This is a genomic window from Streptomyces sp. NPDC021100, from assembly GCF_044333095.1.
Lineage (GTDB): Bacteria > Actinomycetota > Actinomycetes > Streptomycetales > Streptomycetaceae > Streptomyces.
Map to the genome: position 1 here is coordinate 632437 of NZ_JBIRQH010000001.1, position 25737 is coordinate 658173.

Genomic DNA, 25737 nt, shown 5'->3' on the forward strand with positions numbered 1-25737 from the left:
TCAGCAGTACGAGCATGCCCCCGTCGGGGGCATCCACCGGAACGGAAGGTTGCCGCCCGGGAGGGCGGGGTATACGCCGCCGCCCGATACGGCGGTTCCGTGTCGCGCCGCTGGTGAACAGAGGATTGCCGGCCTTTTCCCTCCCCCGGACGCCCGACGGGTTTGCCCGATTGTTCACAGAACTGATAATGCGACGCATTACCAACTCTTTACACAAGGCCACCGCAACCTTCGGAGGGCTCGGGCGGTAGTCACTGCGTCCGCACGCCGGACAGCGAACGACAGTCAGACCCGTCGAAGCACACCCCGTCGAAGGAGCAACATGTCCCTCCCCCTCACGCGTCGGATCGCCCAGGTCGCCCTGCTCGTCGCGGCGGGCACCGCCCCCGTCGTCGGCGCGGCCGGCGCGGCGAGCGCGGACGCGCTCAAGGCCCCCGAGCTGGGCGGTCTGACCGCGGTGGACGCCACCCAGGTGGGCAACCACGTCGAGACGGTCTCCAAGACGGCCGACGCGGTGACGACGGACGCGGGCAACAAGGTCGTGCACACCGCCCTTCCCGCCGCCAAGAAGGCGCTGGGCACCACCAGCACCACCGGCAAGGCCACCCTGCAGTCCGGCCAGAAGACCGCGGGCCACCTGGCGGGCACCGCCGGTTCGACGGTCGGCGGCGCGGCCAAGACCGTGGGCAAGGGCGGCGCGATGGGCAAGGGCCTGCCCACCGACCAGCTCGGCGGCGGCGTGACCAAGTCCCTGCCGCTCGGCGGCTGAACCTGCCGGACCGCACGCGGCGGCCTGAGCGCCGCTCCGGTCCGGGGCCGCGTCCACCGGCCCGCGGACCGGACGGCACCACCGCCGGCGGCTCGTCCGGCACGTGAAGGGCCCGGGACGTCCCGGGCCCTTCACGCGTGCGCGGAGACCGGCGGCTCAGCCCGCCAGGCGGCGGACGGCCTCCTCCACCCGCTCGTCGGTCGCGGTGAAGGCGATCCGCACGAAGCGCTCGCCCGCCGCGCCGTAGAACTCGCCGGGCGCGACGAGGATGCCGAGCTTCGACAGCTCCCCGACGGTGTCCCAGCACGGCTCGTCCCGTGTGGCCCACAGGTACAGCGACGCCTCGCTGTGCTCGATGCGGAACCCGGCGCCCTCGAAGGCGGCCCGCAGGGCGGCCCGGCGGCGGGCGTAGCGCGCCCGCTGCTCGGTGACGTGCGCGGTGTCGCCGAGCGCGGCCACCGTGGCGGCCTGCACCGGGGCGGCGACCATCATCCCGCCGTGCTTGCGGATCCGCAGCAGCTCGCCGAGGACGGCCGCGTCACCGGCGAGGAACGCGGCCCGGTAGCCGGCCAGGTTGGAGCGCTTGGACAGCGAGTGGACGGCGACGATCCCGTCGTACGAACCCCCGCAGACGTCCGGGTGGAGGACGGAGACCGGCTCGGTCTCCCAGCCCAGCTCCAGGTAGCACTCGTCGCTGACGAGCAGGACGCCGTGCTCGCGGGCCCAGGCGACCGCGCGGCGCAGCTCGTCCACCGACATGACACGGCCGGTGGGGTTCGAGGGCGAGTTCAGCCAGAGGAGCCTGAGCCCGGCCGGGTCGAGTGCCGCCATGGCGGCGTCGGACGTGAAGGTCTCCGCGTCGTAGACGACCGGCTCGGCGCCCGCCAGCCGCGCGCCCACCTCGTACGTCGGGTAGGCGAGCCGCGGGTAGGCGACCTTGTCGCCCGCCCCGAGGCCGAGCTGGGTGGGCAGCCAGGCGACCAGTTCCTTGGAGCCGACCACCGGCAGCACGTTCTCGTGCGCCATCCCGCGGGCGCCCAGCCGGCGCTCCGTCCAGCCGGTGAGCGCGTCGCGCAGCGCGGCCGTGCCCCAGACCGTCGGATAGCCGGGGCTGTCCGCCGCCTCGGCGAGGGCCCGGCGGACCAGCGCGGGCACCGGGTCCACGGGCGTGCCCACGGAGAGGTCCACGATGCCGTCGGGGTGGGCGGCGGCCGTGGCCTTGTAGGGCTCGAGGCGGTCCCAGGGGAAGACGGGGAGGCGGGAGGAGACTGCGGTCACGCTGGGCTGCTCGCTCTCTTGGGCTGGGAGTGGTCCATGAAACGGGAATGCCGCGGCCCCGTACGGCGGTGGGCTGTACGGGGCCGGGTGCGGTGCCTAGGGGCAGCTCACTGGTTCTGCGGCGGCAGCGCGGCGATGAACGGGTGGTCCCGCTCGATCAGCCCCAGCTTGGAGGCGCCACCCGGCGAGCCGAGCTCGTCGAAGAACTCGACGTTCGCCTTGTAGTAGTCCTTCCACTCGTCCGGGGTGTCGTCCTCGTAGAAGATCGCCTCCACCGGGCAGACGGGCTCACAGGCGCCACAGTCGACACATTCGTCCGGGTGGATGTACAAGGACCGGGAGCCCTCGTAGATGCAGTCGACGGGGCACTCCTCGATGCACGCCTTGTCCTTCACGTCGACACAAGGCTGCGCGATGACGTAGGTCACGCTGTCGTTCCTCCTCGGTAGGGGTCATCTCGCGCGGGAGCGCGGCGTCGTCGATGCCCACACCTAGTATCTCCGTTCCGGGGCTCATCACGAACAGGAGGGGCTGGGAGAGCTGTGGAATTCACCACGGGCGGACGGCTGGAAATACGGATCAGTTCCGAAGATGTGGGAAAAAGGGTGTCGGTGCGGGCACTGAACGACCGCACCCGCTCCCCGGAACGGTTCGCCGACGCCGTCGGAGTGCTCACCTCCTGGACGGGCGGTGTGCTGCGGATCACACGTCGCGACGGGCGGACGGTCGAGGTCGCGGAGGACGCGCTCGTCGCGGGCAAGGTCGTCCCCGCCGCCCCGGCACGGCGGCGCGGCCCGGCGGCGACGCTGCGGGAGCTCCAGGACGTCGCCGCGCGCGGCTGGCCGGCCACCGAGACCGGACGGCTGGGCGACTGGACGCTCCGCGCCGCCGGCGGCTTCACCGCCCGCGCCAACTCGGCGCTGCCTCTCGGCCGTTCCGGACTGCCGCTGCCGGAGGCGGTGGACCGGGTCACCGCCTGGTACCACGAGCGGGGGCTCCCGGCGCGCGTCCAGATAACCACCGGCGACCCGGCGGAGGACGAGCGGCTCGACGCCGAGCTGGCCGCCCGCGGCTGGACCGCCGAGCGGTACGCCCTGATGCGGACGGCCGCCCTGGCGCCGCTCGCGGACGCGGCCGAGGACACCGGCCGGGTGCTGCTGAGCCGTGCGCCCGACGAGGCGTGGCTGGACGCGTACGGTCGCACCGAGAACACCGCGAACCCCGGCGCGGCCCGCGCGGTGCTGGCCGGCGGGCCGTCCGTGTGGTGCGCGAGCGTTCCCGGCGCCGCCATCGGGCGCTGTGTGGTCGACGGCCGGTGGGCGGGGTTCGCCGCCCTGGAGGTCTCCCCGGAGCACCGGCGGAAGGGGCTGGCGACGCTGGTCATGGCCGCGCTGGCGCGGCGGGCGCTGGACGAGGGCGCCTCGGCCGCGTACCTCCAGGTCGAGACCGGCAACGCGGGCGCGCTGGCGTTCTACGACCGGCTCGGCTTCACGACGCACCACGCCTACCACTACCGTCGCGAGCCGGAGCACTGAGCGGCGGGCGTGCGGGGATCGCCGCGGGGGGATCACCATGGGAAGCGTGGAGGGCGACAGGCGGCGCGCGGAGACCGCGCGGCCGGCCCTCATGACCTGGGGAAGGCCGGAATGACCGAGACCAGCGGCCGGCGGCGGTTCGCCGAAGCGGCCCGCGACGAGCGGCCCGACCTGGCGCTGCTGTGCCTGCTCATCGCCGCCGAGGCCGACCCCGGGCTCGGCGAACGGGAGCTCGACGCGGCCCAGATGGAGCTCGACCGCCTCGCCGGGATGCTGCCGGCGCTCGGCCGGCACGCCGAGCCGGAGCGCTGGGCCGCGGCCCTCGCGGAGCTGCTCGGCGAGCGCTGCGGTTTTCACGGGACCCCCGCCGACTACCGGCGGCTGGAGTCCTCCCTCCTCACCTCGGTGCTGGAGCGGCGCCGGGGGCTGCCGATCCTGCTGTCCGTGGTGTGGCTGGAGGTGGCCCGGCGGGCCGGGGCGCCGGTGTACGGGGTGGCGCTGCCCGGCCACTTCGTCGTCGGCTTCGGCGCTCCCGACGGGCGGCATGTGCTCGCCGACCCGTTCGAGGGCGGGCGGACGCTGTCCGAGGAGGAGGCGGGGCTGCTCGTCGCCGGCGCCACCGGCACCCCGGTGCCGCCCGCCGCGTTCTCGCCCGCCGAACCCCTGGAGATCGTCCTCCGCATCCTCAACAACATCCGCGCCTGGGCGGCGGCCCGCCCCGAGCGCGGCGGCGTCCGGCTCTGGGCCGTGGAACTCTCCCTGCTCCTCCCGAGCCACCCGGCGCGGCTCCGCCACGAGCACGCCGAACTCCTCGTGGAACGCGGGGAATTCGCGCGCGGGGCGCGGGAACTGGAGGAGTACGCCGAGGTGATCGCCCCGGTGGAGCCGGAGACGGCGGAGGCGGTGCGCCGGCAGGCGCTGGCGGCGCGGGCGCTGCTCAACTGACGGCCGGGGCGGTGCGTGCGCGGGTGCGCGTCACGCGCGCACGCTCAGAGCCACCCCTTCTCCCGGGCGATGCGCACCGCGTCGGCCCGGTTCCGCGCCCCCGTCTTCTGGATCGCCGTCGACAGGTAGTTGCGGACGGTCCCGTGCGACAGGTGGAGCCTCTTCGCCAGTTCGGCGTTGGTCGACCCGTCGGCCGAGGCGCGCAGCACCGACCGTTCGCGCTCGGTCAGCGGGTCCGCCCCCGCGGCGAGGGCCGCCGCCGCGAGCGCCGGGTCGATGACCCGCTCGCCGCGCAGCACCCGGCGTACGGCGTCCGCCAGCTGGGCCGCCGGGGCGTCCTTGACCAGGAAGGCGGACGCGCCCGCCTCCATCGCCCGGCGCAGATAGCCGGGGCGGCCGAACGTCGTGAGGATGACGATCCGTACCTCCGGCGCCTCCCGTCCCAGCAGCGCCGCCGCCTCCAGGCCGGTCAGCCCGGGCATCTCGATGTCCAGCAGCGCCACGTCGGGCCGCGCCCGCCGCGCCGCCTCCACCACCTCGTCCCCCCGCGCCACCTGCGCCACGACCTCGATGTCCGCCTCCAGGTCCAGCAGCGCCGCGAGCGCCTCGCGGACCATGGACTGGTCCTCGGCGAGGAGGACGCGGACCGGTGGGGAGGACGGCTCGGCGGAGGTTTCGCTCATGCCGTCAGGGTAGGGGGCGGCGGCCGGCGCGCGGTGCGTCGGTGCAGTTGAGAAGGGAGGTGAGGGGCCCGCGGTTCAGGAGGCGCGTTCCGGCGCGGCCGGCGGGGCCGGTGCCTCCGGTGCCGCGCGGACCAGGGGGACGCAGGCGCGGAGGCGGAAGCCGCCGCGGGGGCCGCTGCCGGTTTCGAGGCGGCCGTCGGCGAGGGCGAGGCGTTCGGCGAGGCCGGTGAGGCCGTTGCCGTGCGGGCACTGGGGGCCCTGGCCGTCGTCGGTGACGGTGAGGCGGAGTTCGTCGCCGCTCTCGGCGAGGGAGACCTCGCAGCGGCGGGCGCCGCTGTGCCGGACGGTGTTGGTGACGGCCTCGCGGAGGGCCCAGGCGAGGGCGCCCTCGGCGTCGGGGGCGAGGTCGGGGTGGCCGGTGCCGGCCCGGGTGAGGTCGGCGGTGATGCCGGCGGCGGCGAGGGCCGTACGGGCGCCGGCGAGTTCGCCCTCCAGGGTGGGGCGGCGGAAGCCGGTGACGGCCTCGCGGACGTCGACGAGGGCCTGCCGGCTGACGCGTTCGATGTCGGCGACCTGCTGGGCGGCCTGCTCGGGGCGGTCCGGCAGCATCCGGCCGGCGAGCTCGCTCTTGAGGGTGATGAGCGAGAGGGAGTGGCCGAGCAGGTCGTGCAGGTCGCGGGCGAGGCGGAGGCGCTCCTCGTTGGCGGCGAGCTGGGCGACGGCGGCCCGCGCCTCGCGGAGTTCGCACATGGTGCGGCCCATCTGGACGACGGCCGTCATCGCCCCGCCGCCGAGCAGCGTGGCCGTCAGCACCATGAACAGGCCGCTGTCCGCGTGGCCGCTGAGCAGGCCGAGGGCCAGGACGGTGGCGCCGATCGCGGCGATGGCCCGCGCCGCCAGGCGGACCGGCAGCAGGACGGCGCTGGAGATGGAGACGTAGACGAGCAAGGTGAGCCAGGCCCCGCCGAGCGTCGCCACCATGAGCAGGGACAGGACGTACAGCCCGGCCAGGACGCCCAGCCGCCTCCGGTTGGCGGCGTCGCCCGACCGGGGGCCGAAGAGCAGGTAGAGGTAGCCGGCGAGGAAGGCGGAGAGCCCGCACCAGCCGAACGCGGTGGCGGTCGGCGAGTGCCGGCCGCCGGTGAGGTCGGCGACCGCGTACACCAGATAGGTGAGGTACAGGACGGTCCAGCAGGACTTGACCAGGACCTGCCGCCGGGTCTCCGGGGCCCTGCCGATCATCATGTCACCGTTTCCGTCCATGTCCCCGAGTCTCCCTCAGGGCCCCCGGGAGCCGGGGGCCGCGCAGCTCACGCCTTGTGGGTGTCCTTGCGGTACAGCCAGGCCGCGGCGCCGCTGAACAGCGCCAGGTAGCCGACGAGCAGCAGGACGTCCCGGGCGCCCGGCGCGTCACCGCGCTCGATGGCCTGGCCGAGGGCGGCGTAGGCGTGGGTGGGAACGTACTCGGCGATCGTCTGGAGCCAGTGCGGGAAGGTCGCGGAGGGCATCCACAGACCGCCGAGGGCGGCCAGGCCGAAGTAGACGATCATCACGATGGGACGGACGGCGTCACCGGTGGCCAGGTAGCCGATGGCCACGCCGAGCGCCGCGAAGACGCAGCTGCCGGCCCAGATGGAACCGGTCAGGGCCAGCCACTGCCACGCCTCCAGGCGGACGCCCTTGGCCACGGCCGCGATCAGGAACACCACGAGGATGCCCGGCAGGGAGACCACGGCGGCCGAGGCGATCTTCGCGGTCACATAGCCGCGGCCCGGCAGCGAGGTCAGCCGCAGCTGGCGCACCCAGCCCTTCTCGCGCTCCTTGGCGATGCGCTCGGCGTTGCCGATCAGGACGGCCGTGATGGCGCCGAAGGTGGCCATGGAGACCATGTACAGCACCGGGAAGGTCAGCCCGGTGTCGCCCAGCTTCTCGTCGCTCTTCGCCCCGGACGCGATCAGGAGGTAGAGCGCCGCCGGGTAGAGCACCGAGAAGAACATGAACTTCTTGTTGCGCAGGGTGCGCGTGACTTCCAGCCGGATCAGGGTGTTCATGAGGAGACCGCCTCCCCGGCGGTGGCGGCGTCGGTGATGGCGATGAAGGCCTGCTCCAGGCCGAGGCCCGCGACCTCCAGGTTGCGCGGGTAGAGCCCGAGCCCGTACAGCGCGTGCACGGTGGCGTCGGCGTCGTGGGACTGGATCCGGACGGTGCGGCCGGAGACCTCCAGGGCGGCCAGCATCGGCAGGGAGCGCAGGGCGTCCTGGGGGATCTGCCCGTCCAGGTCGAAGACGATCCGGCGGGCGCCGGCCTTGGCCTTGATCTCGGCCGCGGAGCCGTCCGCGAGGATCCGGCCGCGGTGGAGGACGATGACGCGGTCGGCGATCGCGTCGGCCTCCTCCAGGTAGTGGGTGGCGAAGAGGACGGCCCGGCCCTCGTCGGCCTGGCGGCGCATGGCGCCCCAAAACGTCTGGCGGGACGTGACGTCCATGCCCGTCGTCGGCTCGTCGAGGACGATCAGGTCGTTCGCGCCGGCCGTCGCGAGCGCGAAGCGCACCCGCTGCTCCTGGCCGCCGGAGAGCTTGTTGACCAGCCGGTCCGCGATCTCGGTGATGCCCGCCTGCTCCATGACCCGGTCGACCGGGTACGCGCGCGGGTGCAGGTCGCAGGCGAGGCGCACCAGTTCGCGGACGCGGACGTCCTCCATCAGGCCGCCGCTCTGCAGCATCGCGCCGACCATGCCCTGTTCGAGCGCGCGCTGCGGGGTGGTGCCGAAGAGCTCGACCGTGCCGGAGTCGGGGTGGCTCAGGCCGAGGAGAAGGTCGAGGGTGGTGGACTTTCCGGCGCCGTTGGGGCCGAGGAGGGCGACGGTCTCGCCCGGGTAGAGCTGGAGATCGAGATCGGCCACGGCCCGTACGGTGCCGTAGCTCTTGTTGACGTTCGCGAAGCTGACGGCGGGAACGGCTCCCGCGCGCCGGCTGTCCCCCGTGAACGTCCCTGCGGTGATGGTCATACGGCCATCCTGGCCGGACGGCGGCGCGCGGGGCAGTGTCGGGCGTCGTGTGCTCGGCATGACAGATGTCATGTCCCCGCCTCGCCCGGGTGATGCGGGGAGGTCCCCGTTCCGGTGACCGGAACGGGGACCTCCGCACGCCGTGCGTGCCGGGTGTCAGCCGACGTTCGTCTTGATGACGACCAGCCGCTCGGCCGGCGTCTTGCCGCGCAGCGCCTTGCCCAGCGCCCCGGCGACGTCCTGCGGGGTGACCGGCGTCCTGCTGCCGTTGCCCCGGGTGATCAGCACGCCGTCGAAGCTCTTGCCGTACAGCGACTTGATCGCCTCGAGGTTGTAGCTCTCGACCAGCTTGCCGCCGACCTCCTTGACCGTGAGGATCTTCGGCAGCGAGAAGGCCGGGCCGAACTGGACGCGGTGCGCCAGGTCGGTCTGGATCGTGACCCGGTCGGACATCGCCGGCTTGGCGAACTCCTCCATCATCCGGTCGACCTCGGCGTTGGACACCTTCGGCTGCCGGCTGGTGGTCGGCAACGTCACGGGGGCGTCCTCGCCGGTCTCGACGCGCCGGCGGTAGGCGTCGGCCACGGCCTGGACGCCCTTGTCGACGTCCACGCCCTGGTACGGCTTGCCGTACACCGGGACGGCCTTGCCGGGGACGAAGCGGATCGTTCCGTCCTTGGCACCGCCGGTCTCGCCCGCGAGGGACTTGAGCGCGGCGGCGACCTTCTCCTCGTCGACGGTCACCGTCGGCCGGGCCGTCTTGCCGCTGCCCACGAGGGAGCCGACGACGGTGACGGGGTTGTAGTCCCGGCCGGAGACCGAGCGGACGGTCTCCTGGGTGTCGATGGACAGCCCGGCCACGGACGGCTTCAGGTCCGCCTTCTTGTCGCCGATGGTCACCTTCAGCGGCGCGGTGGCGCGGCTGCCGACCTTGGCGTCGAGCTTCTGCACGGCCTGCTCCTTGGAGCTGCCGCCGATGTCGACACCGAGCACGGTGGTGCCCTGGGGGACGTCGGAGTGGTTCATCACCAGGCCGGCGCCGTAGGCGACACCGGCGAGGACGACCACGCCGCCGGCCAGCAGGACGAGCTTGTTGCGGCCCTTCTTCTTGGGCTTCTTGGACGCGCCCTTCGCGGCGGCCTTGGCCGGGGGCTTCGGGGCGCTCGGCGGAGTGCCCTGGACCACGCCCGGCGGCTTGGGGACCGACGGACCGCCGGGCTTGGGCACGGCGGGGCCGGCGCCGGGACCGGGCACCGACGGGGCGCCCTGGCCGGCCGCCGCGCCCGTCTTGGGCTTCGGCACGGCGATGCGCGGGGCACCGCTGTCGACGGGCGGCTTGGGCACGGCGACGCGGGGCGCGCCGCTGTCGAGCGGCGGCTTCGGGCCGCCGGGGGCCTGGGGACCGCCCTGGGCCTTCGGCCCGGCCGGGGCCTTGGGGCCGCCCGGGGCCTGCTGCCCGGTCTTCTGGCCGCCCGGTGCGCTGTGCCCACCGGGTGCCTTGGGTCCGCCCGGCGCCTTGTGCCCGCCCGGCGCGGGGACCGGCGGCATGCCGCTGACCAGCGTCTCGGCGGCCGGGTTCGGGCGCATGGCGCCGGGGGGCGGCGGGACGGAGCCCGGGACGCCGGGCGGCGGCACCTGCGGGCCCGGCCGCTGCCGACCGCCGTGCTGTTGACCGAACTGCTGCTGGCCGGTCTGCGGAGCGCCCTTGGCGCCCTTCTTCTTCTTGCCCTGCTTCTTCTGCTGCTGCGCGGGGCCGGGCGGGGGCGGCGGCACGACCGGGGACTGCCCCACGGGCGGCGGCACCACGGGGAAACCGTCGTGCGGGGTGTCCGTCCGGTTGCCGACGGGGAACGGCAGGCGGGGGCCCTGCCCCTGACCGCCCTGGCTCCCCGGACCGGCCTGGCCGCCCTGACCGGGGACCTGGCCCTGGCCCGGGAACGGAGGCGCCGGGAACTGCTGGGTGGTCTCCGGGGCGCCCGGCCCGTTCGCCGTTCCGGCGCCGGGCCCGCTCCACGGCGCGCCGCCGGGAGCCTGGGGGCCGCCGGGGCGCGGCGGGGCGCTACCCGTCAGCGCGTCGGCGGTCCAGGGCGCTCCCCCGGCCGCCGGAGTGGTGTCGAAGGGGTCCTTGGGCAGCGGCGTGGCGCCGGTGACGGACGGGTCGCCGGGGACGGGCATGGCCCCCGTGGTCTCCGGGCCGCCGGGCCACGGCGCACCGCCCTGGCCGGGGAACTGCCCGTGGGTCTGCGGGCCGCCGCCCAGGCCCGGGTGCGCTCCCTGGCCGGGGGCCGGGCTCGCGAACGGGTCGCCGGGAAGGGATCCGGCGCCGGTCGTCGCGGGGTCGCCCGGCCAGGAGGCGTTGCCGCCCCCCGGCAGCTGCTGCATCTGCTGCGTCGGGTGCGACTGCTGGTACGGCGTCTGCGCGCCGCCGAACGGGTCGCCGGACGGGCCGGGGCCGCCGGGCCACGCGCCGCTGCCCTGCCCGGCCTGGCCGCGCTGTCCCGCCTGGCCGCTCTGCCCACCGTGGGCGCCAGGGGCACCCGGGGCGCCCACGCGCGGCACCGCGCCCGTCGTCGACGGGTCGCCGGGCAGCGGCGGGTGCGGGGCGGCACCGCCGCCGGCGAGGTCGCGCGGTATGCCGGGCACCGCGCCCGTACCGGCGTCGGCGCCCGTACCGGGCACCGGGCCGCGCGGCGCCGGGGTGCGGCGGGGCAGGCCGTCGGCGCCGGCCGCGGGGGAGCCGGCGGGCGGCGTGGAGCCGGCGGCCGACTTGCGGGGCGCGAACCAGTCGCTGGTCTTCTCGGCCGGGCGCTCCGGCTCGGGGGCCGGGGCGGCGGCGGGCGGCTCGGGCCGCCGGGCGGACGCGGCGGCCTGCGGACGCTGGTCCGCCTCGCGCTGCCGCGCCGCGCCCTGAGGGGCCTCGGAGGCCGCGGCGGCCTCGCCGGCCTGCGCCTCGTCGCCCACGGGCGTCCGCATGACGACCGGCGGGATGGGACGCGAACCCGGGATGTTGATGCGGATCCGCGTGGTCAGCGTGGTCTCGGTCTTCGGCGCGTCCGGCTTGCGTCCGGTGGTCGGCCGGCCGTCGCCCGCGGATCCGTAGGGCTGAGTCCCCGACGGATACGCGGCGCCACCGCGGCCCTGGGGCCCGGAGGACGGACTGTCAGATTCTCGGCTCAAAGCAGGTTCTCCCGGTTATTCTCCGCCGCCCTCCGACCTCTCCGGGGTCGCCCATGCCCAAGGTCAGGGGGGCTCGGCGGCGCCACCACCATACTGGGCACCGCGGGCGCGCACTTGACGAGCGCCGGATACCCAGGCCGCCCACCGGCGATACGCGCCGTCGCGGCCCGCACGGGGGCGGGCGACATCAAGGAAAAGTCAGGCGAAACGCCGGACAAAACAGTCGCCTCACGAGCCAAGTCGGCTGTCGCGCCCGTTCGGTTGCGGATTTCGGACCAGCGTGGCACAGATCACAACGACGACCATCCCGCCCAGCATGAAGACGTTCGCCCCGAGTCCGGCCTCGAACAGGAAGTCCCCCTCGGGCCGGTTGAGGGCGAGCAGCAGCACCGCGAGCAGCCAGCCGACGCCGCCCACGGCGGCCCCCGTCCGGCCGCCCGTCAGCGCCCGTCCGCCGTAGCAGAGACCGCCGACGGCGAGCAGGGCGAGCAGCAATCCGCCGGGGAACCAGGCGCCTTGCACCAGCGCGCCCGCGACGCCGACCAGGAAGCCGAGGACGAGCAGGCCCAGGTGGGAGACGACCTTCCCGGCCGTCAGGGTGCCGGTCAGCATGCCGCACCCGGCCCTTCGGCCTCGACCCCGGCGAACAGGTCGTCCTCCCGGACGGCGGCCGCCCTTCCGCGCACGAGGCGGTAGTACTCGTCGGCGAGGAGCGGCTGGCCCAGCTCGTTGGAGAGGGCGAAGAAGTGACCGTCCACCACGATCTGAGTGGCGTGCGCCCGCATGGCCGCCGCCTTCGCGGAGAGATAAGGGGCCGTGTGCGGGGCCGCCGTCACCTCGTCGTCCGGGACGACACCCGGCACGTCGTCGAGCGCGGCGACGCCGGGGAACGGCCGGGGCTCCCCCGCCGCCGCGGCCTCGCGCAGCCGCGCGAAGCCCGCCTCGACGACCGAGCGCGGGACGCAGTTCCAGTACACCTTCGCCACCCGGTGCGGCTCCCCGAGGTCCCGGCGGAACGCGGGCTCGGCCGCCAGATCCACCGCGCGCATGGCCACCCGGTGCGCCTGGATGTGGTCGGGGTGGCCGTAGCCGCCGTGCGGGTCGTAGGTGACCAGCACCTGCGGACGCACCTCGCGCATCACCTCAACGAGGGACGCGGCGGCCTCGTCGACGTCCGCTCTCCAGAAGCTCCCGGGACGGTCGTTCTGCGGTGCGCCCATCATCCCGGAGTCCCGGTAGCGCCCCCGGCCGCCCAGGAAGCGGTGGTCGGTGACGCCGAGCTCCTTCATCGCGGCGGCCAGTTCGCCCGCGCGGTGGGCACCGAGGGCGTCCTCCCGGTCGGCCGTGAGGTGGGCGAGGCCCGGCGGGATCACCTCGCCCTCCTCGCCGAGGGTGCAGGTCACCAGGGTGACGTGGGCACCCTCGGCCGCGTACTTGGCCATGGTCGCGCCGTTGTTGATCGATTCGTCGTCCGGGTGCGCGTGCACCAGGAGCAGCCGGCGGCCGGGAAGGTCGGTCATGGGAACAGCCTACGAGCCGGACGGCGCGGCACGGGAGCCGACCACGGCGCCGCGCGGACGCCCGGGCCCCGCCGGCGCGGTCAGAACTTGATACCGCCGATCATCGCGGTGACGCTCTTCGTCAGCTGGTGGAGGGTGGGGGCGACGGTCGAGCTCGCGAGGTAGAACCCCAGCAGCACGCAGATCGCGGCGTGGCCCGCCTTCAGCCCCGACTTCCGGCACAGCAGGATCACGATGATCGCCAGCAGCACCACCGCCGAAATCGAGAGTGCCACAGCGGTTCACCTCCAGATACGCGGTCGGACGGACGGCAGACGGACGGCAGGTCGAACGGCGCGCACGGGCCCGTGGGGGCACGCGGCGGAAAAGCGGGGGCGTCCCCCCTCTGCGTGAAGGATCATAACTATCCGCACAGCTCTCGTGACTCGGTGCACAGGAGCGCGCCCGGGGCGCACGGTGACTTCTCGCCGCGCGGCACCGGCCGGCCCTAGGCTCGGCCGCATGACCGGACAGCTCTCGTTCCCCCGCCAGTACGCCCGGACGCAGCACTTCACCCTGGGCGCTCCCCGTGCGTTCACCGTGGCACCGGACGGTTCACGCGTCGTCTTCCTGCGCTCCCGTTCGGGCACCGACCGCTCTCATGTGCTGTGGGTGCTCGACCTCGACGACGGCCGCGAGTACCCGGCGGGCGATCCGGCGGCGCTGCTGGGCGGCGCGGAGGAGGAGTTGACGCCCGAGGAGCGCGCGCGGCGCGAGCGGGCGCGCGAGGGCTCGGCGGGCATCGTGGGCTACGCGGTGGACGGTGCGGCCGAGTTGGCGGCCTTCGCCCTGTCGGGGCGGCTGTTCGTCGCCGAGCTCCAGGGCGGGAGCGCCGTCGAACTCCCCGTGCCGGGACCGGTCGCGGACCCGCGGCCGTCGCCCGACGGCCGGCACGTCGCGTACGTCGCGGGCGGGGCGCTGCGCGTGGTGGAGGCGGACGGCGGCCAGGACCGGCCGCTGGCGGAGCCGGAGTCGGCGGATGTCACGTGGGGGCTGGCGGAGTTCATCGCGGCGGAGGAGATGGACCGCTCGCGCGGCTTCTGGTGGTCGCCGGACGGTACGGCCCTGCTGGCGGCCCGGGTGGACGAGGCGCCCGTGCGCCGCTGGTGGATCGCCGACCCCGCGCGGCCCGCCGAGGTCCCGGCCGAGATCGCCTATCCGGCCGCCGGGACCCCGAACGCGGAGGTCTCGCTGGCCCTCCTGGGCCTGGACGGCTCCCGTACGGACGTGGTGTGGGACCGCACCCGCTTCCCGTACCTGGCCCGGGTGCACTGGTCCGCGGGCGGCCCGCCGCTGCTGCTGGTGCAGGCTCGCGACCAGCGCACGCAGACCGTCCTGGAGGTGAACACCGCCACCGGCGCCACGCGTACGCTCCTCACCGAGGAGGACCCGGCGAATTGGCTGGATCTGTTCCCCGGTGTGCCCGCGTGGACGCCCGACGGCCGGCTGGTGCGGATCGCGGACACGGACGGGGCGCGCGCCCTGGTCGTCGGCGAACAGGTGCTCACCGGGCCCGAGTTGTTCGTCCACGACGTGCTCGACATCGCCGATGAATCGGTGCTGGTCAGGGCGTCCGCCGGGGCCGCCGCGGACGATCCGGAGCCGGGCGCGGCGCACGTCTGGCGGATCGGCGAGGGGGGCGCGGAACGGCTCTCCGACCGGCGCGGGCGGCACTCCGCCGTACGCTCCGGGGCGGTCACCGTCCTGGTCTCGGCCGTACCGGACCGGCCCGGGAGCGAGGCCGTCGTCCTGCGCGACGGCAAGCCGGTGGCCACCGTGGCGTCGCTCGCCGAGACCCCCGTGCTCTCCGCGCGCCCCCGGTTCACCCGGTCGGGGGATCGCGGGATCCCGTGCGCCGTGCTGCTGCCGACCGGTTACCGGGAGGGCGACGGCCCGCTGCCCGTCCTGATGGACCCCTACGGGGGACCCCATGGCCCCCGGGTGGTCGCCGCGCACAACGCGCACCTCACGTCCCAGTGGTTCGCCGACCAGGGCTTCGCGGTGGTCGTCGCCGACGGCCGGGGCACCCCGCACACCTCCCCCGCCTGGGAGAAGGCGGTCCGCGACGACTTCGCCGGCGTCACCCTCGACGACCAGGTCGACGCCCTCCACGGCCTCGCCGATCGCTTCCCCCTCGACCTCGGCCGCGTCGCCATCCGCGGCTGGTCCTACGGCGGCTACCTCGCCGCCCTCGCCGTCCTCCGCCGCCCCGACGTCTTCCACGCGGGCATCGCGGGCGCCCCGGTCACCGACTGGCGGCTGTACGACACGCACTACACCGAGCGGTACCTCGGACTGCCGGAGGACCGGCCGGAGGTGTACGAGCGGAACTCCCTCGTGGGCGAGCGGGGGTTGTCGGGCGCCGCTCCGGAGCGGCGCCCGCTGATGATCATCCACGGGCTGGCGGACGACAACGTGGTGGTCGCGCACGCGCTGCGGCTGTCGTCCGCGCTGCTCGCGGACGGGCGGCCGCACGAGGTGCTGCCGCTGTCCGGGGTGACGCACATGACCCCGCAGGAGCAGGTGGCCGAGAACCTGCTGCTGCTCCAGGTGGACTTCCTGCGACGGTCGCTGGGCGGGTGAGGGGCCCCAGTCCCGCCCTTCCGCCGTTTCCCGGGGTCAGCCCCCGGACCCCCGGCATCGCGGCTTCGCGCGGTTTCGGGGGTGCGGGGGCCCGCCCCCGCAAGAAACGGGAAGGGGCGGGGCGGGGACACAACTCCACACCAGCTCCCGCAGCCCTCTTGACTGCGCGGTAACCCCGGCGCCACAGTCCCGTGCATCCGACACCACACAGCGGGGGGCCGCGCGATGACGAGTCCTACCCTGTCGCTTCCCGCCCCGGAGCTGACGGGCCGCTCGCCCGGCCGCCTCATGTGGCTGCGCTTCCGGCGCGACCGCGCCGGCGTCGTCTCGGCCTGCGTCGTGGTCTTCTTCTTCGCCGTCGCGGCGGCGGCACCGCTGATCTCGAAGGTGTACGGGAAGACCCCGACGGCGACGTACGGGCTGGACGAGACCGGTCTGCTCAACGAGTACGGCTACCCGATCGCCCCCAACGGGGGGATGTCGGGCCGGTTCTGGTTCGGCATCGAGCCGACGCTCGGCCGGGACGTGCTGACGCAGCTCGTCTACGGCATCCGTACCTCGCTCCTGATCGCCGCGGCGGCCACCGTCCTGTGCGTGGTGACGGGTGTGCTGATCGGGGTGACGGCCGGCTACGTGGGCGGGCGGACGGACTACTTCCTGGGGCGGTTCATCGACCTGCTGCTGGCGTTCCCGCAGCAGTTGTCGTTCGTCGCGTTCACCCCGGTCGTCTACGCGCTGTTCGTCAGCCCGGAGAAGGAGACCCCGACCTATCTCAGGGTGGTGACCCTGATCGTGGTGCTGTGGGCGCTGGGCTGGATGGGGTTGGCGCGGCTGCTGCGCGGGCAGGTACTGAGCCTGCGGGAGCGGGAGTTCGTGGAGGCGGCCAAGGTGACGGGCGCGTCGCCGTGGCGGATCATCACCCGCGAACTGCTGCCCAACCTGTGGACGCCGATCCTCGTCCAGTCCACGCTGATGCTCCCCGCCCTGGTCACCGCGGAGGCGGGGCTGTCCTTCATCGGCGTCGGCATCGTGGAGCCCACCCCGGACTGGGGGCGGATGTTCGCCAACGGCGCCAAGTACTACGAGAGCGACATCACGTACATCTTCTTCCCCGGGATAGCGATGATCCTCTTCGTGGTGGCCTTCAACCTCCTCGGGGACTCCGTCCGGGACGCGTTCGACCCCCGGACCCAGCGCTGAACGGGCGCCCAAGGCAAGACAACGGCACGGCACAGCACGGCACGTCAACGTCACCACACGGACAGGCAGGTGCACCCATGAGGAGACACGACCGCAGGGCCCCTTACGCCGTGGCCCTGGCCGCCGGGGCATTGGTGGTCTCCGCGTGCAGCAGCGGCGGGGGCGGGGGCGGCGGGGGTGACGCGAAGAGCGAGGGTCCCGGCGAGGACAAGACCGTCTCCGCCAACTACTCGATCGGCACCGCCGCCGACGCGGCCGGTCCGGCCCCCGAGGTCGCGGGCGCCAAGAAGGGCGGCACGGTCACCGTCCTCCAGCGGGACGCCTTCAACCACTTGGATCCCGGCCAGATCTACTTCTCCGACGTCCTGACCGACCAGATGCTCTACAACCGCTCCCTCACCTCGTACAAGATCGACGACAAGGGGCGGGTGAAGGTCGTCGGCGACCTCGCGACCGACTCCGGCACCTCGTCGGACGGCGGGAAGACCTGGAAGTTCACCCTCAAGGACGGACTGAAGTTCGAGGACGGGTCCCCGATCACGTCCAAGGACGTCCGGTGGGGCATCGAGCGGCTCTACGCCCCGTTCGAGACCGACGGGCCGCTGTACGTCCCGCAGTGGCTCAGCGGGGACGGCAACGCCTTCCGCAAGGCGCTGCCCGACGGCCCGTACCAGGGCAAGCACCTGCCGTCGTCCGTCCTGGACACCCCCGACGACAAGACGATCGTCTTCCACTTCCAGGCGCCGCACGCGGACACCCCGTACGCGACGGCCATGCCCAACATCGGCGCGGTGAAGGCGGACAAGGACGGGCAGCGCAAGTACGACAACGCGCCCTTCTCCTCCGGGCCGTACAAGGTGGGCAGTTACAAGGTCGGGAAGTCGCTGACCCTGGTGCGGAACGAGCACTGGGACCCGAAGACCGACCCGATCCGGCACCAGTACGCCGACCGGTTCGAGATCAGCTTCGGCCACCAGTTCGCCGACTCCACCCGGCGCTTCCTCGCCGACCAGGGCGGGGACAAGAACGCGCTCTCCTTCAGCAACGGCGTGGCCCCCGAGATGACCGAGAAGGTCCTCGGCCAGCAGGACACCAAGGCGCGCCGGCTGCTGGAGATCCAGCCGTACGTCGACTACATCTCCTTCAACACCACCCGGCTCAAGGACGTCAAGGTCCGCAAGGCCCTCGCGTACGCCATGCCCAACGGGCAGATCCTCCAGCAGAACGGCGGGGCGACGGCCGGTGTCGTGGCCACCAACTACCTCTCCCCCGCCATGGACGGCTACCGGCCGACCGACCCCTACGGGAAGAAGGACAAACCCGCGGGCGACCCTGAGAAGGCCCGGGCCCTGCTGAAGGAGGCGGGCAAGGAGGGTCAGGAGATCGTCTACGCGTACGCCAACACGGACGTACAGCAGAAGATCGCCGTCGTCGTCACCCAGGCCCTGGAACGGGCGGGCTTCAAGGTGCAGAAGAAGGAGATCGACTCCAACACCTGGCGGACCGCCATCTCCGAGGTGGGCAACAAGTTCGACATCTACCGCACCTCCTGGGGCGCCGACTGGCCCGTCTCCTCGACCGTCGTCCCGCCGCTGTACGACGGCCGGCAGATCGCCGACGGCGCGCAGAACTACGGCCACCTCGACGACCCCAAGGTCAACGCGGAGGTCGACCGCATCACGAGGATCACGGACGTGAAGCAGGCGGGCGCCGAATGGCAGAAGCTGGCCGACCGGATCCTCACCGACGACGCGCCGGGCGTGCCCACGTTCTACAACCGGCTGTTCTCGCTGTGGGGTTCGGGGCTCGGCGGGGTCAAGTACCACCCGGTGTACGGGACGGTCGACCCGACCGGCGTGTTCGTGAAGTGACACCCGCCGTACGGGCGGGGGGCGCCCGTTCCGCTCCCCGCCCCGCTCCCCGTCTCCAGGCCGGACACCGACCCGTGAAGAGCCCGCAGCCATGCTGAGATTCCTCCTCCGCCGGTTCCTCGGCGCGATCGTCATCGTCCTGCTGATCAGCGCGATCACCTTCTTCCTCTTCTTCGCGCTGCCCTCCGAGCCCGCCCTGATGTCGTGCGGCAAGAACTGCACGCCCGACGCGCTGGCCGTCATCAACAAGAACCTGGGCCTGAACGAGCCGGTGCCCGTCCAGTACTGGCACTACATGACCGGCATCTTCACCGGCCGCGACTTCTCGGTGGGCCACTGCCCGGCGCCCTGCCTCGGCTACTCCTTCTCCAACCAGCAACCGGTCTGGGACACCATCGTGGACCGCTTCCCGACCACCCTGTCGATCGCCCTGGGCGGGGCCGTCGTCTTCCTCGTCGTGGGCGTCGGCATCGGGATGATCGCCGCCGCCTTCCGGGGCACCTGGATCGACAAGTTCTTCAGCTCGCTGTCGCTGATCGGCAACTCGCTCCAGATCTACTTCGTGGGCGTGGTCGCGCTCGCCGTGTTCGTCAGCGGGCTGCACTGGTTCGACAACCCGGCGTACTACCCGATCACCGAGGACCCCGTGAAGTGGTTCACCGGGATGATCATTCCCTGGCTGGTGCTGTCGATCATCTTCATCGCCAACTACAGCCGCATGACGCGCTCCCAGATGATCGAGCAGCTCGCCGAGGACCACGTCCGCACCGCCCGCGCCAAGGGCCTCGGCCGTCGCACGGTCTTCTTCCGCTACGCCTGGCGGGGGGCGATGACGCCGATCGTCACCCTCTTCGGCATCGACCTGGGGTCGCTGTTCGGCGGGGCGATCGTCACCGAGTTCACGTTCAGCCTGCACGGGCTCGGCCGGCTCGCCGTCTCCTCGGTCAGCGAGACCGATCTGCCCACGCTGATGGCCGTAATGCTCGTCGCCTGTACGGCGATCGTCGTCGCCAACATCGTCGTGGACGCGGCGTACGCGGTGATCGACCCGCGGGTGCGGCTCGGCTGAGGCTCCCCCGGACTCGGCCGAGGCTCCCCGGGACTCGGTTGAGGCTCCCCAGGACACGCAAGGAGTTCCCCCCGATGAACGACATCCCGCCGCCCGGCCCCACGGAAGCGGAGCCGCCGCCCTCCCCCTCTCCCTTCCTGTCCATCCGCGACCTGCGCGTCCGCTTCCGCACCGAGGACGGCGTCGTCAAGGCCGTCGACGGCCTCTCCCTCGACCTGGAGCGCGGGCGCACGCTCGGCATCGTCGGGGAGTCCGGCTCGGGCAAGTCCGTCACCGCCCTCACCGTGCTCGGCCTGCACGACCCGCGCACCACCGACGTCACCGGGCAGGTGCTGCTGGACGGGCGGGAGGTGACGGGCGCGTCCGAGCCGGTGCTGGAACGGCTGCGCGGCGCCAAGGCGGCGATGGTCTTCCAGGACTCGCTGACCGCCCTCTCCCCCTACTACACGGTCGGCCGGCAGATCGCCGAGCCGTACCGCAAGCACACCGGCGCCTCCCGGCAGGCCGCCCGGCGGCGGGCGGTCGAGATGCTGGACCGGGTCGGCATCCCGCACGCGGCGCGGCGCGTCGACGACTACCCGCACCAGTTCTCCGGCGGCATGCGCCAACGCGCCATGATCGCCATGGCGTTGGTCTGCGACCCCGAGCTGCTGATCGCCGACGAACCGACCACCGCCCTCGACGTCACCGTCCAGGCACAGATCCTCGACCTGCTCAAGGAGCTCCAGCGGGAGACCGGTTCGGCGATCGTCCTCATCACCCACGACCTGGGCGTGGTGGCCCGCACCGCGGACGACCTGCTGGTGATGTACGCGGGACGGGCCGTGGAGCGCGGCACCGTCCGCGAGGTGCTGAGCGACCCGCGCCACCCTTACACCTGGGGCCTGCTGGGCTCGATGCCCCGGCTGACCACCGACCCGGAGGCACCGCTGGTGCCCGTCCCGGGCACGCCGCCCAGCCTGCTGGCGCCGCCGCCCGGCTGCCCGTTCCACCCGCGCTGCGCCTGGACCGGGGAGGTGCCGGGCGACCGCTGCGCCACCGAGCGCCCGGAGCTGCCCGCCGGCCGCGGCGCGGCCTGCCACCTGCCGCCCGGCCGGCGGCACCCCCTCTTCGTCGATCCGCCGGCGGATCCGAGGAGCGTCGATCCGCCGGCGGGCCCGAAGATCATCGACCCGCCGGCAGGCCCGAGGAGCGAGGCATGACCGACGACATCCTGGTCGCCGAGGGGCTGACCAAGCACTTCCCGGTCCTGGGCGGCTTCCCCGTCCGGCGCCGGGTGGGCGCGGTACGGGCCGTGGACGGCGTCGACCTGGCCGTCCGGGCCGGGGAGGGCTTCGGGCTGGTCGGCGAGTCCGGCTGCGGCAAGTCCACCACCGGCCGGCTGCTCACCCGCCTGCTGGAACCGACCGCCGGGCGGATCACCTATCAGGGGGAGGACATCACCCACGCGGGCCGCCGGCAGCTCGCGCCCGTCCGCTCCCAGATCCAGATGATCTTCCAGGACCCGTACTCCTCGCTCAACCCCCGGCAGACGGTCGGCCGGATCATCGCCGGCCCGATGGAGGTCAACGGCATCCGCCCGCCCGGCGGCCGGGAGGCCCGGGTGCGCGAACTGCTGGACACCGTGGGCCTCAACCCCGAGCACTACAACCGCTTCCCGCACGAGTTCAGCGGCGGCCAGCGGCAGCGCGTCGGCATCGCCCGCGCGCTCGCCCTCGACCCCAAGGTCATCATCGCGGACGAGCCGGTCTCCGCCCTGGACGTCTCCATCCAGGCCCAGGTGGTCAACCTGCTGAAGACGCTGCGGCGGGAACTGGGCATCGCCTTCCTCTTCATCGCCCACGACCTCGCCGTCGTCCGGCACTTCTCGCAGCGCGTGGCGGTGATGTACCTGGGACGGATCGTGGAGGTCGGCCCGCGGGACGCCATCTACGGCCGGCCCCGGCACCCGTACACCCACGCGCTGCTCTCCGCCGTCCCCGAGGTCCCCCGGCCGGGCACCCCGGCGGAGGCGGCGCCCCAGGAGCGCATCCGCCTCACCGGCGACGTCCCCTCCCCGGTCTCCCCGCCCTCCGGCTGCCGCTTCCGCACCCGCTGCTGGAAGGCGGCGGAGAAGTGCGCGACGGAGGAGCCGCCGCTGGTGCGGGCGGAGGGGAGCGGGGAGGGGCATCTGTCGGCTTGCCATTTCCCGGAGCCGGTGGCGGTCGGCTGAGGCCGGGACCGAGCGGCCGGCCGTCAACTTCTCGCCGGCGTCCGCCCCGGCCGCGGGGTCCCCGGCGACCCGGACGGCTGCGGCGGGAGCTCCGGGGGCTTCTTCCACAGAGGTTGCGACACCAGGTACGTGGAACGGATGAGCGGGGCTCCCGCCTTAAGGCCGGCCCAGAACCTGTCATCCGCAGGCGCGTCATTCACCAGCGTCTGCGCCGTCTCCAGCGCACGGTGGGTGCGCGGATCGAGAATGACCCGGAATCGCTCGTTCCCACTGATGTAGTCGATGCCCGTGCCGGTCCGCCCCTTACTGTCCTTCACCGTACCGGCCGACCGTATACCGGGCGTGCTCGCCAACAGCTCGCCGAAGGCGGCCCGGAGCCGGGACGGAGCGGGGGACCGGGCGAGGATCTCCTCGATGTTGAAGTAGTAGGTGCCGAGTGCCATGCCGTCCGTGCTGGACCCCTTGTAGCCGAACTTCCCCTTGAGCGCCTTCGGGTCGGCGGGCAGCTTCGCGAAGTCGTCCCAGGGGATGTCCACGCCGTTCACGGTGAACCCGGTACCCGAGTGCCCGCTTCCGCCCTCCTGGCGCAGGGTCCCGTCGGCCGACCGGATCCAGACCGCGTCCCGGCTGTACCAGGTGGTCTGGCGGGTCACGCTCCTGTCGGGGAACCCCTTGGCCTGGTACAGGAAGTCGGTCTGCGCCTCCCAGTACGGAGCGACCCCCTCCGACGGATCCGACGGGTCCTCCGCCGTGTCCGCCACGCCGACCCGCCCCCCGCCGAACCCCGGCCCGGCCCAGACCGCCGCCCCCACGGCGACCGCCATCACCGCCGCGGCGGAGACGAGGGCCGGCGCGCGGCGGCGCCACCGGGCGCGGAGCGGCACGGCGCCGCCGGTGTCCGGCACACGCGTACCGGACACCGGAGTGGCCTCCTCCGGGGCGCGCCCCCCCTCGGCGCACGCCGCCGCCCGTACCGCCTCCAGCGCCGCCGCGACGACGTCCGCGGGCGGCGGCTCGACGCGCCCGGCGGCACGCAGCCGAGCGCTGCCCGGGAAGTCGAGGAACTCCTTGCCCTTGCCGTCCATGCCGTCCTCGCGTCCGTTCCCGCTCATGTGAGGTCTCCTGTCAGGGGCAGCGTGCCGGAGGGGGCGAGGGCCGCGCGCAGCCTGGCGCGCGCCCGGTGCAGCCGGGAACGGGCCGTGCCGGCCGGGACGCCGACCACGGCGGCGGCCTCGGCCGGGGACAGCTGCTCCCAGGCGACGAGGAGGATCAACTCTCTTTCCACGTGCGGCAGCTCCGCCATCGTCTCGCGGATCAGCGGCGCGACCGCGGCCGCGTCCAGCCGCCGGTCGACCGCGTACCAGGGGTCGCTGCTCGGCTCGTCCGCCCGTATCTCCCGGCGCTGCCGGGCCTCCCCGCGCCAGTGCGCCGCCAGGACGTTCCGGGCCACCCCGAACAGCCAGGCGCGCGCCGTGCCGCGCGCCGGGTCGTACGTACCCCGCGCCGTGAACGCCTGGAGCCACGCCTCCGCCAGCAGGTCGTCGGCCGCCCCGGGCGCCCGGCGCGCGAAGTAGCCGTGCAGCGCGGTCGCGTGCCGCCCGACCAGCGGCTCGAAGGCCCGCGCCTCCCCTGCCGAGCGCACCAGCAGCTCATCGTCGGTTTCCACCGGCCACCCTCCCCCGGCCGCCTGGTCAGCGGCCCTCGGACCGTACTTGTCGGCCTACGGGGAGAGCGTTCGCGGGAGACCGATCGCGGAGACCGTTCGCGGGAGACCGGGCCCCTCGGCTCAGGCGTCCGCCCGTCCCGTCACTCCCCCGCCGTCGGCACCACCCGCCGCTCCCCCGCGTAGTGGCAGGCGGACACGTGCGCCGCCGGTCCGCCGCTCTCCCGGAACGCCTCCGGGACCTCCAGCGGCGGCACCACCTCGGCGCAGCGGCGGCGCGCCTTCCAGCAGCGGGTGCGGAAGCGGCAGCCGGACGGCGGGTTGGCGGGCGAGGGGACGTCGCCCATCAGCAGGATGCGGTCGCGGCGGGTGCGGACGGACGGGTCGGGCACCGGCACGGCCGACAGCAGCGCCTGGGTGTAGGGGTGGGTGGGGTGCTCGTAGATCTGGGCGTCGGTGCCCGCCTCCACCAGCCGGCCGAGGTACATGACGGCCACCCGGTCGGAGATGTGCCGGACGACGGACAGGTCGTGGGCGATGAAGACGTACGACAGCTCGAACTCGTCCTGGAGCCGTTCCAGCAGGTTGACGACCTGGGCCTGCACGGAGACGTCGAGCGCCGAGACGGGCTCGTCGGCGACGATGATCTCGGGGCGCAGGGCGAGCCCGCGCGCGATGCCGATGCGCTGCCGCTGCCCGCCCGAGAACTGGTGCGGGTAGCGGTTGACGTGCTCGGGGCTGAGGCCGACGACGTCCAGCAACTCCCGTACCCGGCGCCGCCGGTCGCCCTTCGGGGCGACCTCCGGGTGGATGTCGAAGGGCTCGCCGACGATGTCGCCGACGGTCATGCGGGGGTTCAGCGAGGTGTACGGGTCCTGGAACACCATCTGGATGTTGCGGCGAACGGCCTTCAGCGCCCGCCCCGAGAGCCGGGTGATGTCCTCGCCCTTGTACAGGATCCGCCCGGCGGTGGGGCGTTCGAGGTTGACGAGGAGCCGGGCCAGGGTGGACTTGCCGCAGCCGGACTCGCCGACCACGCCGAGGGTCTCGCCGCGCCGCAGGTCGAAGGAGACGCCGTCGACGGCCCGGACGGCGCCGACCTGCCGGCGGACGAGGACGCCGCGGGTCAGCGGGTAGTGCTTGACCAGGTCGCGTACCTCCAGGACCGCCCCGCCGTCGGCGCGCATCAGGAGGCCCCCCGGCTCTCGTCGAGGGTCTCCTGCCAGAAGTGGCAGGCGCTGCTGCGGCCGGGGGCCACGGGGAAGAGGGGCGGCCGGTCGGTGCGGCAGACGTCCCGGGCCCTGGGGCAGCGGGGGTGGAAGGGGCAGCCGGGCGGGATGTCGACGAGGCTGGGCGGCAGGCCCTTGATCGCGTGCAGCTCCCTGCCCTTGCGGTCCAGGCGCGGGACGGACTCCAGCAGGCCCTGGGTGTAGGGGTGGGCGGGGGCGGCGTAGAGGTCGCGGACGGGGGCGTTCTCGACGACGCGTCCCGCGTACATCACCGCGATCCGGTCGGCGACGTCCGCGACGACGCCCAGGTCGTGGGTGATGAGGATGAGGCCCATGGTGAACTCCCGCTGCAACTCCGCGAGCAGGTCCATCACCTGGGCCTGCACGGTCACGTCCAGCGCGGTCGTCGGCTCGTCCGCGATGATCAGGTCCGGTTCCAGCGCGAGCGCCATCGCGATCATGATGCGCTGCCGCATACCGCCCGAGAACTGGTGCGGGTAGTCGCCGACCCGGTCCTTCGCGGCCGGGATCCGTACCCGGTCCATCAGCGTGACCGCGCGGGCCCGCGCGTCCCTGCGGGTCATGCCCTGGTGGACCTCGTACATCTCGGCGAGCTGGGCGCCGACGGTGAGCACCGGGTTGAGCGCCGAGAGGGCGTCCTGGAAGATCATCGCCAGCCGGTCGCCCCGCAGCCGGCGCCGGTGCTCGGCGCCCATGGTGAGCAGGTCCTGGCCGCGGAAGAGGACCTGGCCGCCGGTGACGCGGCCGGGCGGCGAGTCCAGGATGCCCATGACGGCCTGCGCCGTCACCGACTTGCCCGACCCGGACTCGCCGAGCACGGCCAGCGTCTCCCCGGCGTCCACCGAGCAGCTGACGCCGTTGACGGCCTTGGCCACGCCGTCCCGGGTGCGGAACTCGACGTGCAGGTCGCGGACTTCCAGCAGGGCGTCGCTCACG

Annotated in this window: 23 protein-coding genes; 9 read left to right on the plus strand and 14 right to left on the minus strand. The window is 73.8% G+C overall.

The window, feature by feature from the left end; translation table 11 throughout:
- The first annotated feature begins 322 nt into the window (after positions 1-322).
- Positions 323-769: an ATP-binding protein gene (locus ACH4PU_RS02910; RefSeq protein ID WP_398264872.1), complete on the plus strand. Its 447-nt coding sequence runs from the start codon at positions 323-325 to the stop codon at positions 767-769.
- Between the two features lie 156 nt (positions 770-925).
- Here ACH4PU_RS02910 and dapC read toward each other — a convergent pair whose 3' ends face one another.
- Entirely contained in the window at positions 926-2047 is a 1122-nt protein-coding gene (gene dapC, locus ACH4PU_RS02915; protein WP_398264874.1) for a succinyldiaminopimelate transaminase, read from the minus strand.
- 107 nt (positions 2048-2154) lie between these two features.
- Positions 2155-2475: a ferredoxin gene (fdxA, locus tag ACH4PU_RS02920; protein ID WP_004950253.1), complete on the minus strand. Its 321-nt coding sequence runs from the start codon at positions 2473-2475 to the stop codon at positions 2155-2157.
- 114 nt (positions 2476-2589) lie between these two features.
- Here fdxA and ACH4PU_RS02925 point away from each other — a divergent pair, with 114 nt between their 5' ends.
- The gene (locus tag ACH4PU_RS02925) at positions 2590-3582 is read left to right on the plus strand and encodes a GNAT family N-acetyltransferase (protein WP_398264877.1); all 993 of its coding nucleotides are present in this window, start codon (positions 2590-2592) and stop codon (positions 3580-3582) included.
- Positions 3583-3693: 111 nt separating this feature from the next.
- The gene (locus tag ACH4PU_RS02930; RefSeq protein ID WP_398264879.1) at positions 3694-4527 is read left to right on the plus strand and encodes a transglutaminase-like domain-containing protein; all 834 of its coding nucleotides are present in this window, start codon (positions 3694-3696) and stop codon (positions 4525-4527) included.
- Between the two features lie 44 nt (positions 4528-4571).
- Here ACH4PU_RS02930 and ACH4PU_RS02935 read toward each other — a convergent pair whose 3' ends face one another.
- The 8 genes from ACH4PU_RS02935 to ACH4PU_RS02970 all read right to left on the minus strand — a co-directional run bounded on the left by ACH4PU_RS02935 (position 4572) and on the right by ACH4PU_RS02970 (position 13189).
- A complete protein-coding gene (locus ACH4PU_RS02935; protein WP_185941755.1) occupies positions 4572-5210 on the minus strand; it encodes a DNA-binding response regulator in 639 nt (212 codons plus the stop codon).
- A gap of 75 nt (positions 5211-5285) precedes the next feature.
- Positions 5286-6473: a sensor histidine kinase gene (locus ACH4PU_RS02940; RefSeq protein WP_398264881.1), complete on the minus strand. Its 1188-nt coding sequence runs from the start codon at positions 6471-6473 to the stop codon at positions 5286-5288.
- A gap of 47 nt (positions 6474-6520) precedes the next feature.
- On the minus strand, positions 6521-7261 hold the full coding sequence (locus tag ACH4PU_RS02945) for an ABC transporter permease (protein ID WP_398264883.1): 741 nt from the start codon (positions 7259-7261) through the stop codon (positions 6521-6523).
- On the minus strand, positions 7258-8217 hold the full coding sequence (locus ACH4PU_RS02950; RefSeq protein WP_398264885.1) for an ABC transporter ATP-binding protein: 960 nt from the start codon (positions 8215-8217) through the stop codon (positions 7258-7260). Before ACH4PU_RS02950 ends, ACH4PU_RS02945 begins: the two co-directional genes overlap by 4 nt.
- Before the next feature lie 156 nt (positions 8218-8373).
- A complete protein-coding gene (locus tag ACH4PU_RS02955; RefSeq protein ID WP_398264887.1) occupies positions 8374-11394 on the minus strand; it encodes a hypothetical protein in 3021 nt (1006 codons plus the stop codon).
- Positions 11395-11622: 228 nt separating this feature from the next.
- A complete protein-coding gene (locus ACH4PU_RS02960) occupies positions 11623-12006 on the minus strand; it encodes a DUF6113 family protein (protein WP_398264889.1) in 384 nt (127 codons plus the stop codon).
- Complete coding sequence (gene mshB, locus ACH4PU_RS02965; RefSeq protein WP_398264891.1) at positions 12000-12914, minus strand: N-acetyl-1-D-myo-inositol-2-amino-2-deoxy-alpha-D-glucopyranoside deacetylase; 915 nt, start codon at positions 12912-12914, stop codon at positions 12000-12002. The genes ACH4PU_RS02960 and mshB overlap by 7 nt, the downstream gene beginning before the upstream one ends.
- An 80-nt stretch (positions 12915-12994) precedes the next feature.
- Positions 12995-13189: a hypothetical protein gene (locus ACH4PU_RS02970; protein WP_004954526.1), complete on the minus strand. Its 195-nt coding sequence runs from the start codon at positions 13187-13189 to the stop codon at positions 12995-12997.
- Between the two features lie 226 nt (positions 13190-13415).
- Here ACH4PU_RS02970 and ACH4PU_RS02975 point away from each other — a divergent pair, with 226 nt between their 5' ends.
- From ACH4PU_RS02975 to ACH4PU_RS03000, 6 genes are all read left to right on the plus strand, one after another.
- Complete coding sequence (locus ACH4PU_RS02975) at positions 13416-15536, plus strand: alpha/beta fold hydrolase (RefSeq protein WP_398264894.1); 2121 nt, start codon at positions 13416-13418, stop codon at positions 15534-15536.
- A gap of 225 nt (positions 15537-15761) precedes the next feature.
- Positions 15762-16736 (plus strand): ABC transporter permease, encoded by a 975-nt coding sequence (locus tag ACH4PU_RS02980; protein ID WP_398264896.1) that lies wholly within the window; start codon positions 15762-15764, stop codon positions 16734-16736.
- Between the two features lie 77 nt (positions 16737-16813).
- A complete protein-coding gene (locus tag ACH4PU_RS02985) occupies positions 16814-18607 on the plus strand; it encodes an ABC transporter substrate-binding protein (protein WP_398264898.1) in 1794 nt (597 codons plus the stop codon).
- Positions 18608-18698: 91 nt separating this feature from the next.
- Complete coding sequence (locus tag ACH4PU_RS02990; protein ID WP_185941764.1) at positions 18699-19676, plus strand: ABC transporter permease; 978 nt, start codon at positions 18699-18701, stop codon at positions 19674-19676.
- A 74-nt stretch (positions 19677-19750) separates the two neighbouring features.
- Positions 19751-20878, plus strand: a complete 1128-nt coding sequence (locus tag ACH4PU_RS02995) for an ABC transporter ATP-binding protein (protein ID WP_398264901.1) — start codon at positions 19751-19753, stop codon at positions 20876-20878.
- Positions 20875-21888 (plus strand): ABC transporter ATP-binding protein, encoded by a 1014-nt coding sequence (locus ACH4PU_RS03000; RefSeq protein ID WP_398264903.1) that lies wholly within the window; start codon positions 20875-20877, stop codon positions 21886-21888. Before ACH4PU_RS02995 ends, ACH4PU_RS03000 begins: the two co-directional genes overlap by 4 nt.
- A 23-nt stretch (positions 21889-21911) precedes the next feature.
- On the opposite strand, the gene ACH4PU_RS03005 is transcribed toward ACH4PU_RS03000, so the two are convergent.
- The 4 genes from ACH4PU_RS03005 to ACH4PU_RS03020 form a co-directional block, all read right to left on the minus strand.
- Positions 21912-23000 carry a hypothetical protein gene (locus ACH4PU_RS03005; protein WP_398264905.1) on the minus strand — a complete coding sequence of 363 codons (1089 nt, stop codon included), beginning with the start codon at positions 22998-23000 and terminating at the stop codon, positions 21912-21914.
- Positions 22997-23554, minus strand: coding sequence for an RNA polymerase sigma factor (locus ACH4PU_RS03010; protein ID WP_398264907.1), 558 nt, complete (start codon positions 23552-23554; stop codon positions 22997-22999). The genes ACH4PU_RS03005 and ACH4PU_RS03010 overlap by 4 nt, the downstream gene beginning before the upstream one ends.
- A 140-nt stretch (positions 23555-23694) precedes the next feature.
- Complete coding sequence (locus ACH4PU_RS03015; protein WP_398264908.1) at positions 23695-24738, minus strand: ABC transporter ATP-binding protein; 1044 nt, start codon at positions 24736-24738, stop codon at positions 23695-23697.
- The gene (locus ACH4PU_RS03020) at positions 24738-25736 is read right to left on the minus strand and encodes an ABC transporter ATP-binding protein (protein WP_398264910.1); all 999 of its coding nucleotides are present in this window, start codon (positions 25734-25736) and stop codon (positions 24738-24740) included. The genes ACH4PU_RS03015 and ACH4PU_RS03020 overlap by 1 nt, the downstream gene beginning before the upstream one ends.
- Between the last annotated feature and the right edge of the window lies 1 nt (position 25737).

Excerpts from the sequence above, each read along its gene's own strand:
- mshB (WP_398264891.1), bottom strand. The coding sequence starts at position 12,914 with ATGACCGACCTTCCCGGCCGCCGGCTGCTCCTGGTGCACGCGCACCCG.
- ACH4PU_RS02960 (WP_398264889.1), bottom strand. The coding sequence starts at position 12,006 with ATGCTGACCGGCACCCTGACGGCCGGGAAGGTCGTCTCCCACCTGGGC.
- ACH4PU_RS03015 (WP_398264908.1), bottom strand. The coding sequence starts at position 24,738 with ATGCGCGCCGACGGCGGGGCGGTCCTGGAGGTACGCGACCTGGTCAAG.
- ACH4PU_RS02940 (WP_398264881.1), bottom strand. The coding sequence starts at position 6,473 with ATGGACGGAAACGGTGACATGATGATCGGCAGGGCCCCGGAGACCCGG.
- ACH4PU_RS03005 (WP_398264905.1), bottom strand. The coding sequence starts at position 23,000 with ATGAGCGGGAACGGACGCGAGGACGGCATGGACGGCAAGGGCAAGGAG.
- ACH4PU_RS02935 (WP_185941755.1), bottom strand. The coding sequence starts at position 5,210 with ATGAGCGAAACCTCCGCCGAGCCGTCCTCCCCACCGGTCCGCGTCCTC.
- ACH4PU_RS02985 (WP_398264898.1), top strand. The coding sequence starts at position 16,814 with ATGAGGAGACACGACCGCAGGGCCCCTTACGCCGTGGCCCTGGCCGCC.
- ACH4PU_RS03000 (WP_398264903.1), top strand. The coding sequence starts at position 20,875 with ATGACCGACGACATCCTGGTCGCCGAGGGGCTGACCAAGCACTTCCCG.
- ACH4PU_RS02945 (WP_398264883.1), bottom strand. The coding sequence starts at position 7,261 with ATGAACACCCTGATCCGGCTGGAAGTCACGCGCACCCTGCGCAACAAG.
- ACH4PU_RS02910 (WP_398264872.1), top strand. The coding sequence starts at position 323 with ATGTCCCTCCCCCTCACGCGTCGGATCGCCCAGGTCGCCCTGCTCGTC.
- ACH4PU_RS02950 (WP_398264885.1), bottom strand. The coding sequence starts at position 8,217 with ATGACCATCACCGCAGGGACGTTCACGGGGGACAGCCGGCGCGCGGGA.
- ACH4PU_RS02930 (WP_398264879.1), top strand. The coding sequence starts at position 3,694 with ATGACCGAGACCAGCGGCCGGCGGCGGTTCGCCGAAGCGGCCCGCGAC.
- ACH4PU_RS02980 (WP_398264896.1), top strand. The coding sequence starts at position 15,762 with ATGACGAGTCCTACCCTGTCGCTTCCCGCCCCGGAGCTGACGGGCCGC.
- ACH4PU_RS02975 (WP_398264894.1), top strand. The coding sequence starts at position 13,416 with ATGACCGGACAGCTCTCGTTCCCCCGCCAGTACGCCCGGACGCAGCAC.
- ACH4PU_RS02995 (WP_398264901.1), top strand. The coding sequence starts at position 19,751 with ATGAACGACATCCCGCCGCCCGGCCCCACGGAAGCGGAGCCGCCGCCC.
- ACH4PU_RS02990 (WP_185941764.1), top strand. The coding sequence starts at position 18,699 with ATGCTGAGATTCCTCCTCCGCCGGTTCCTCGGCGCGATCGTCATCGTC.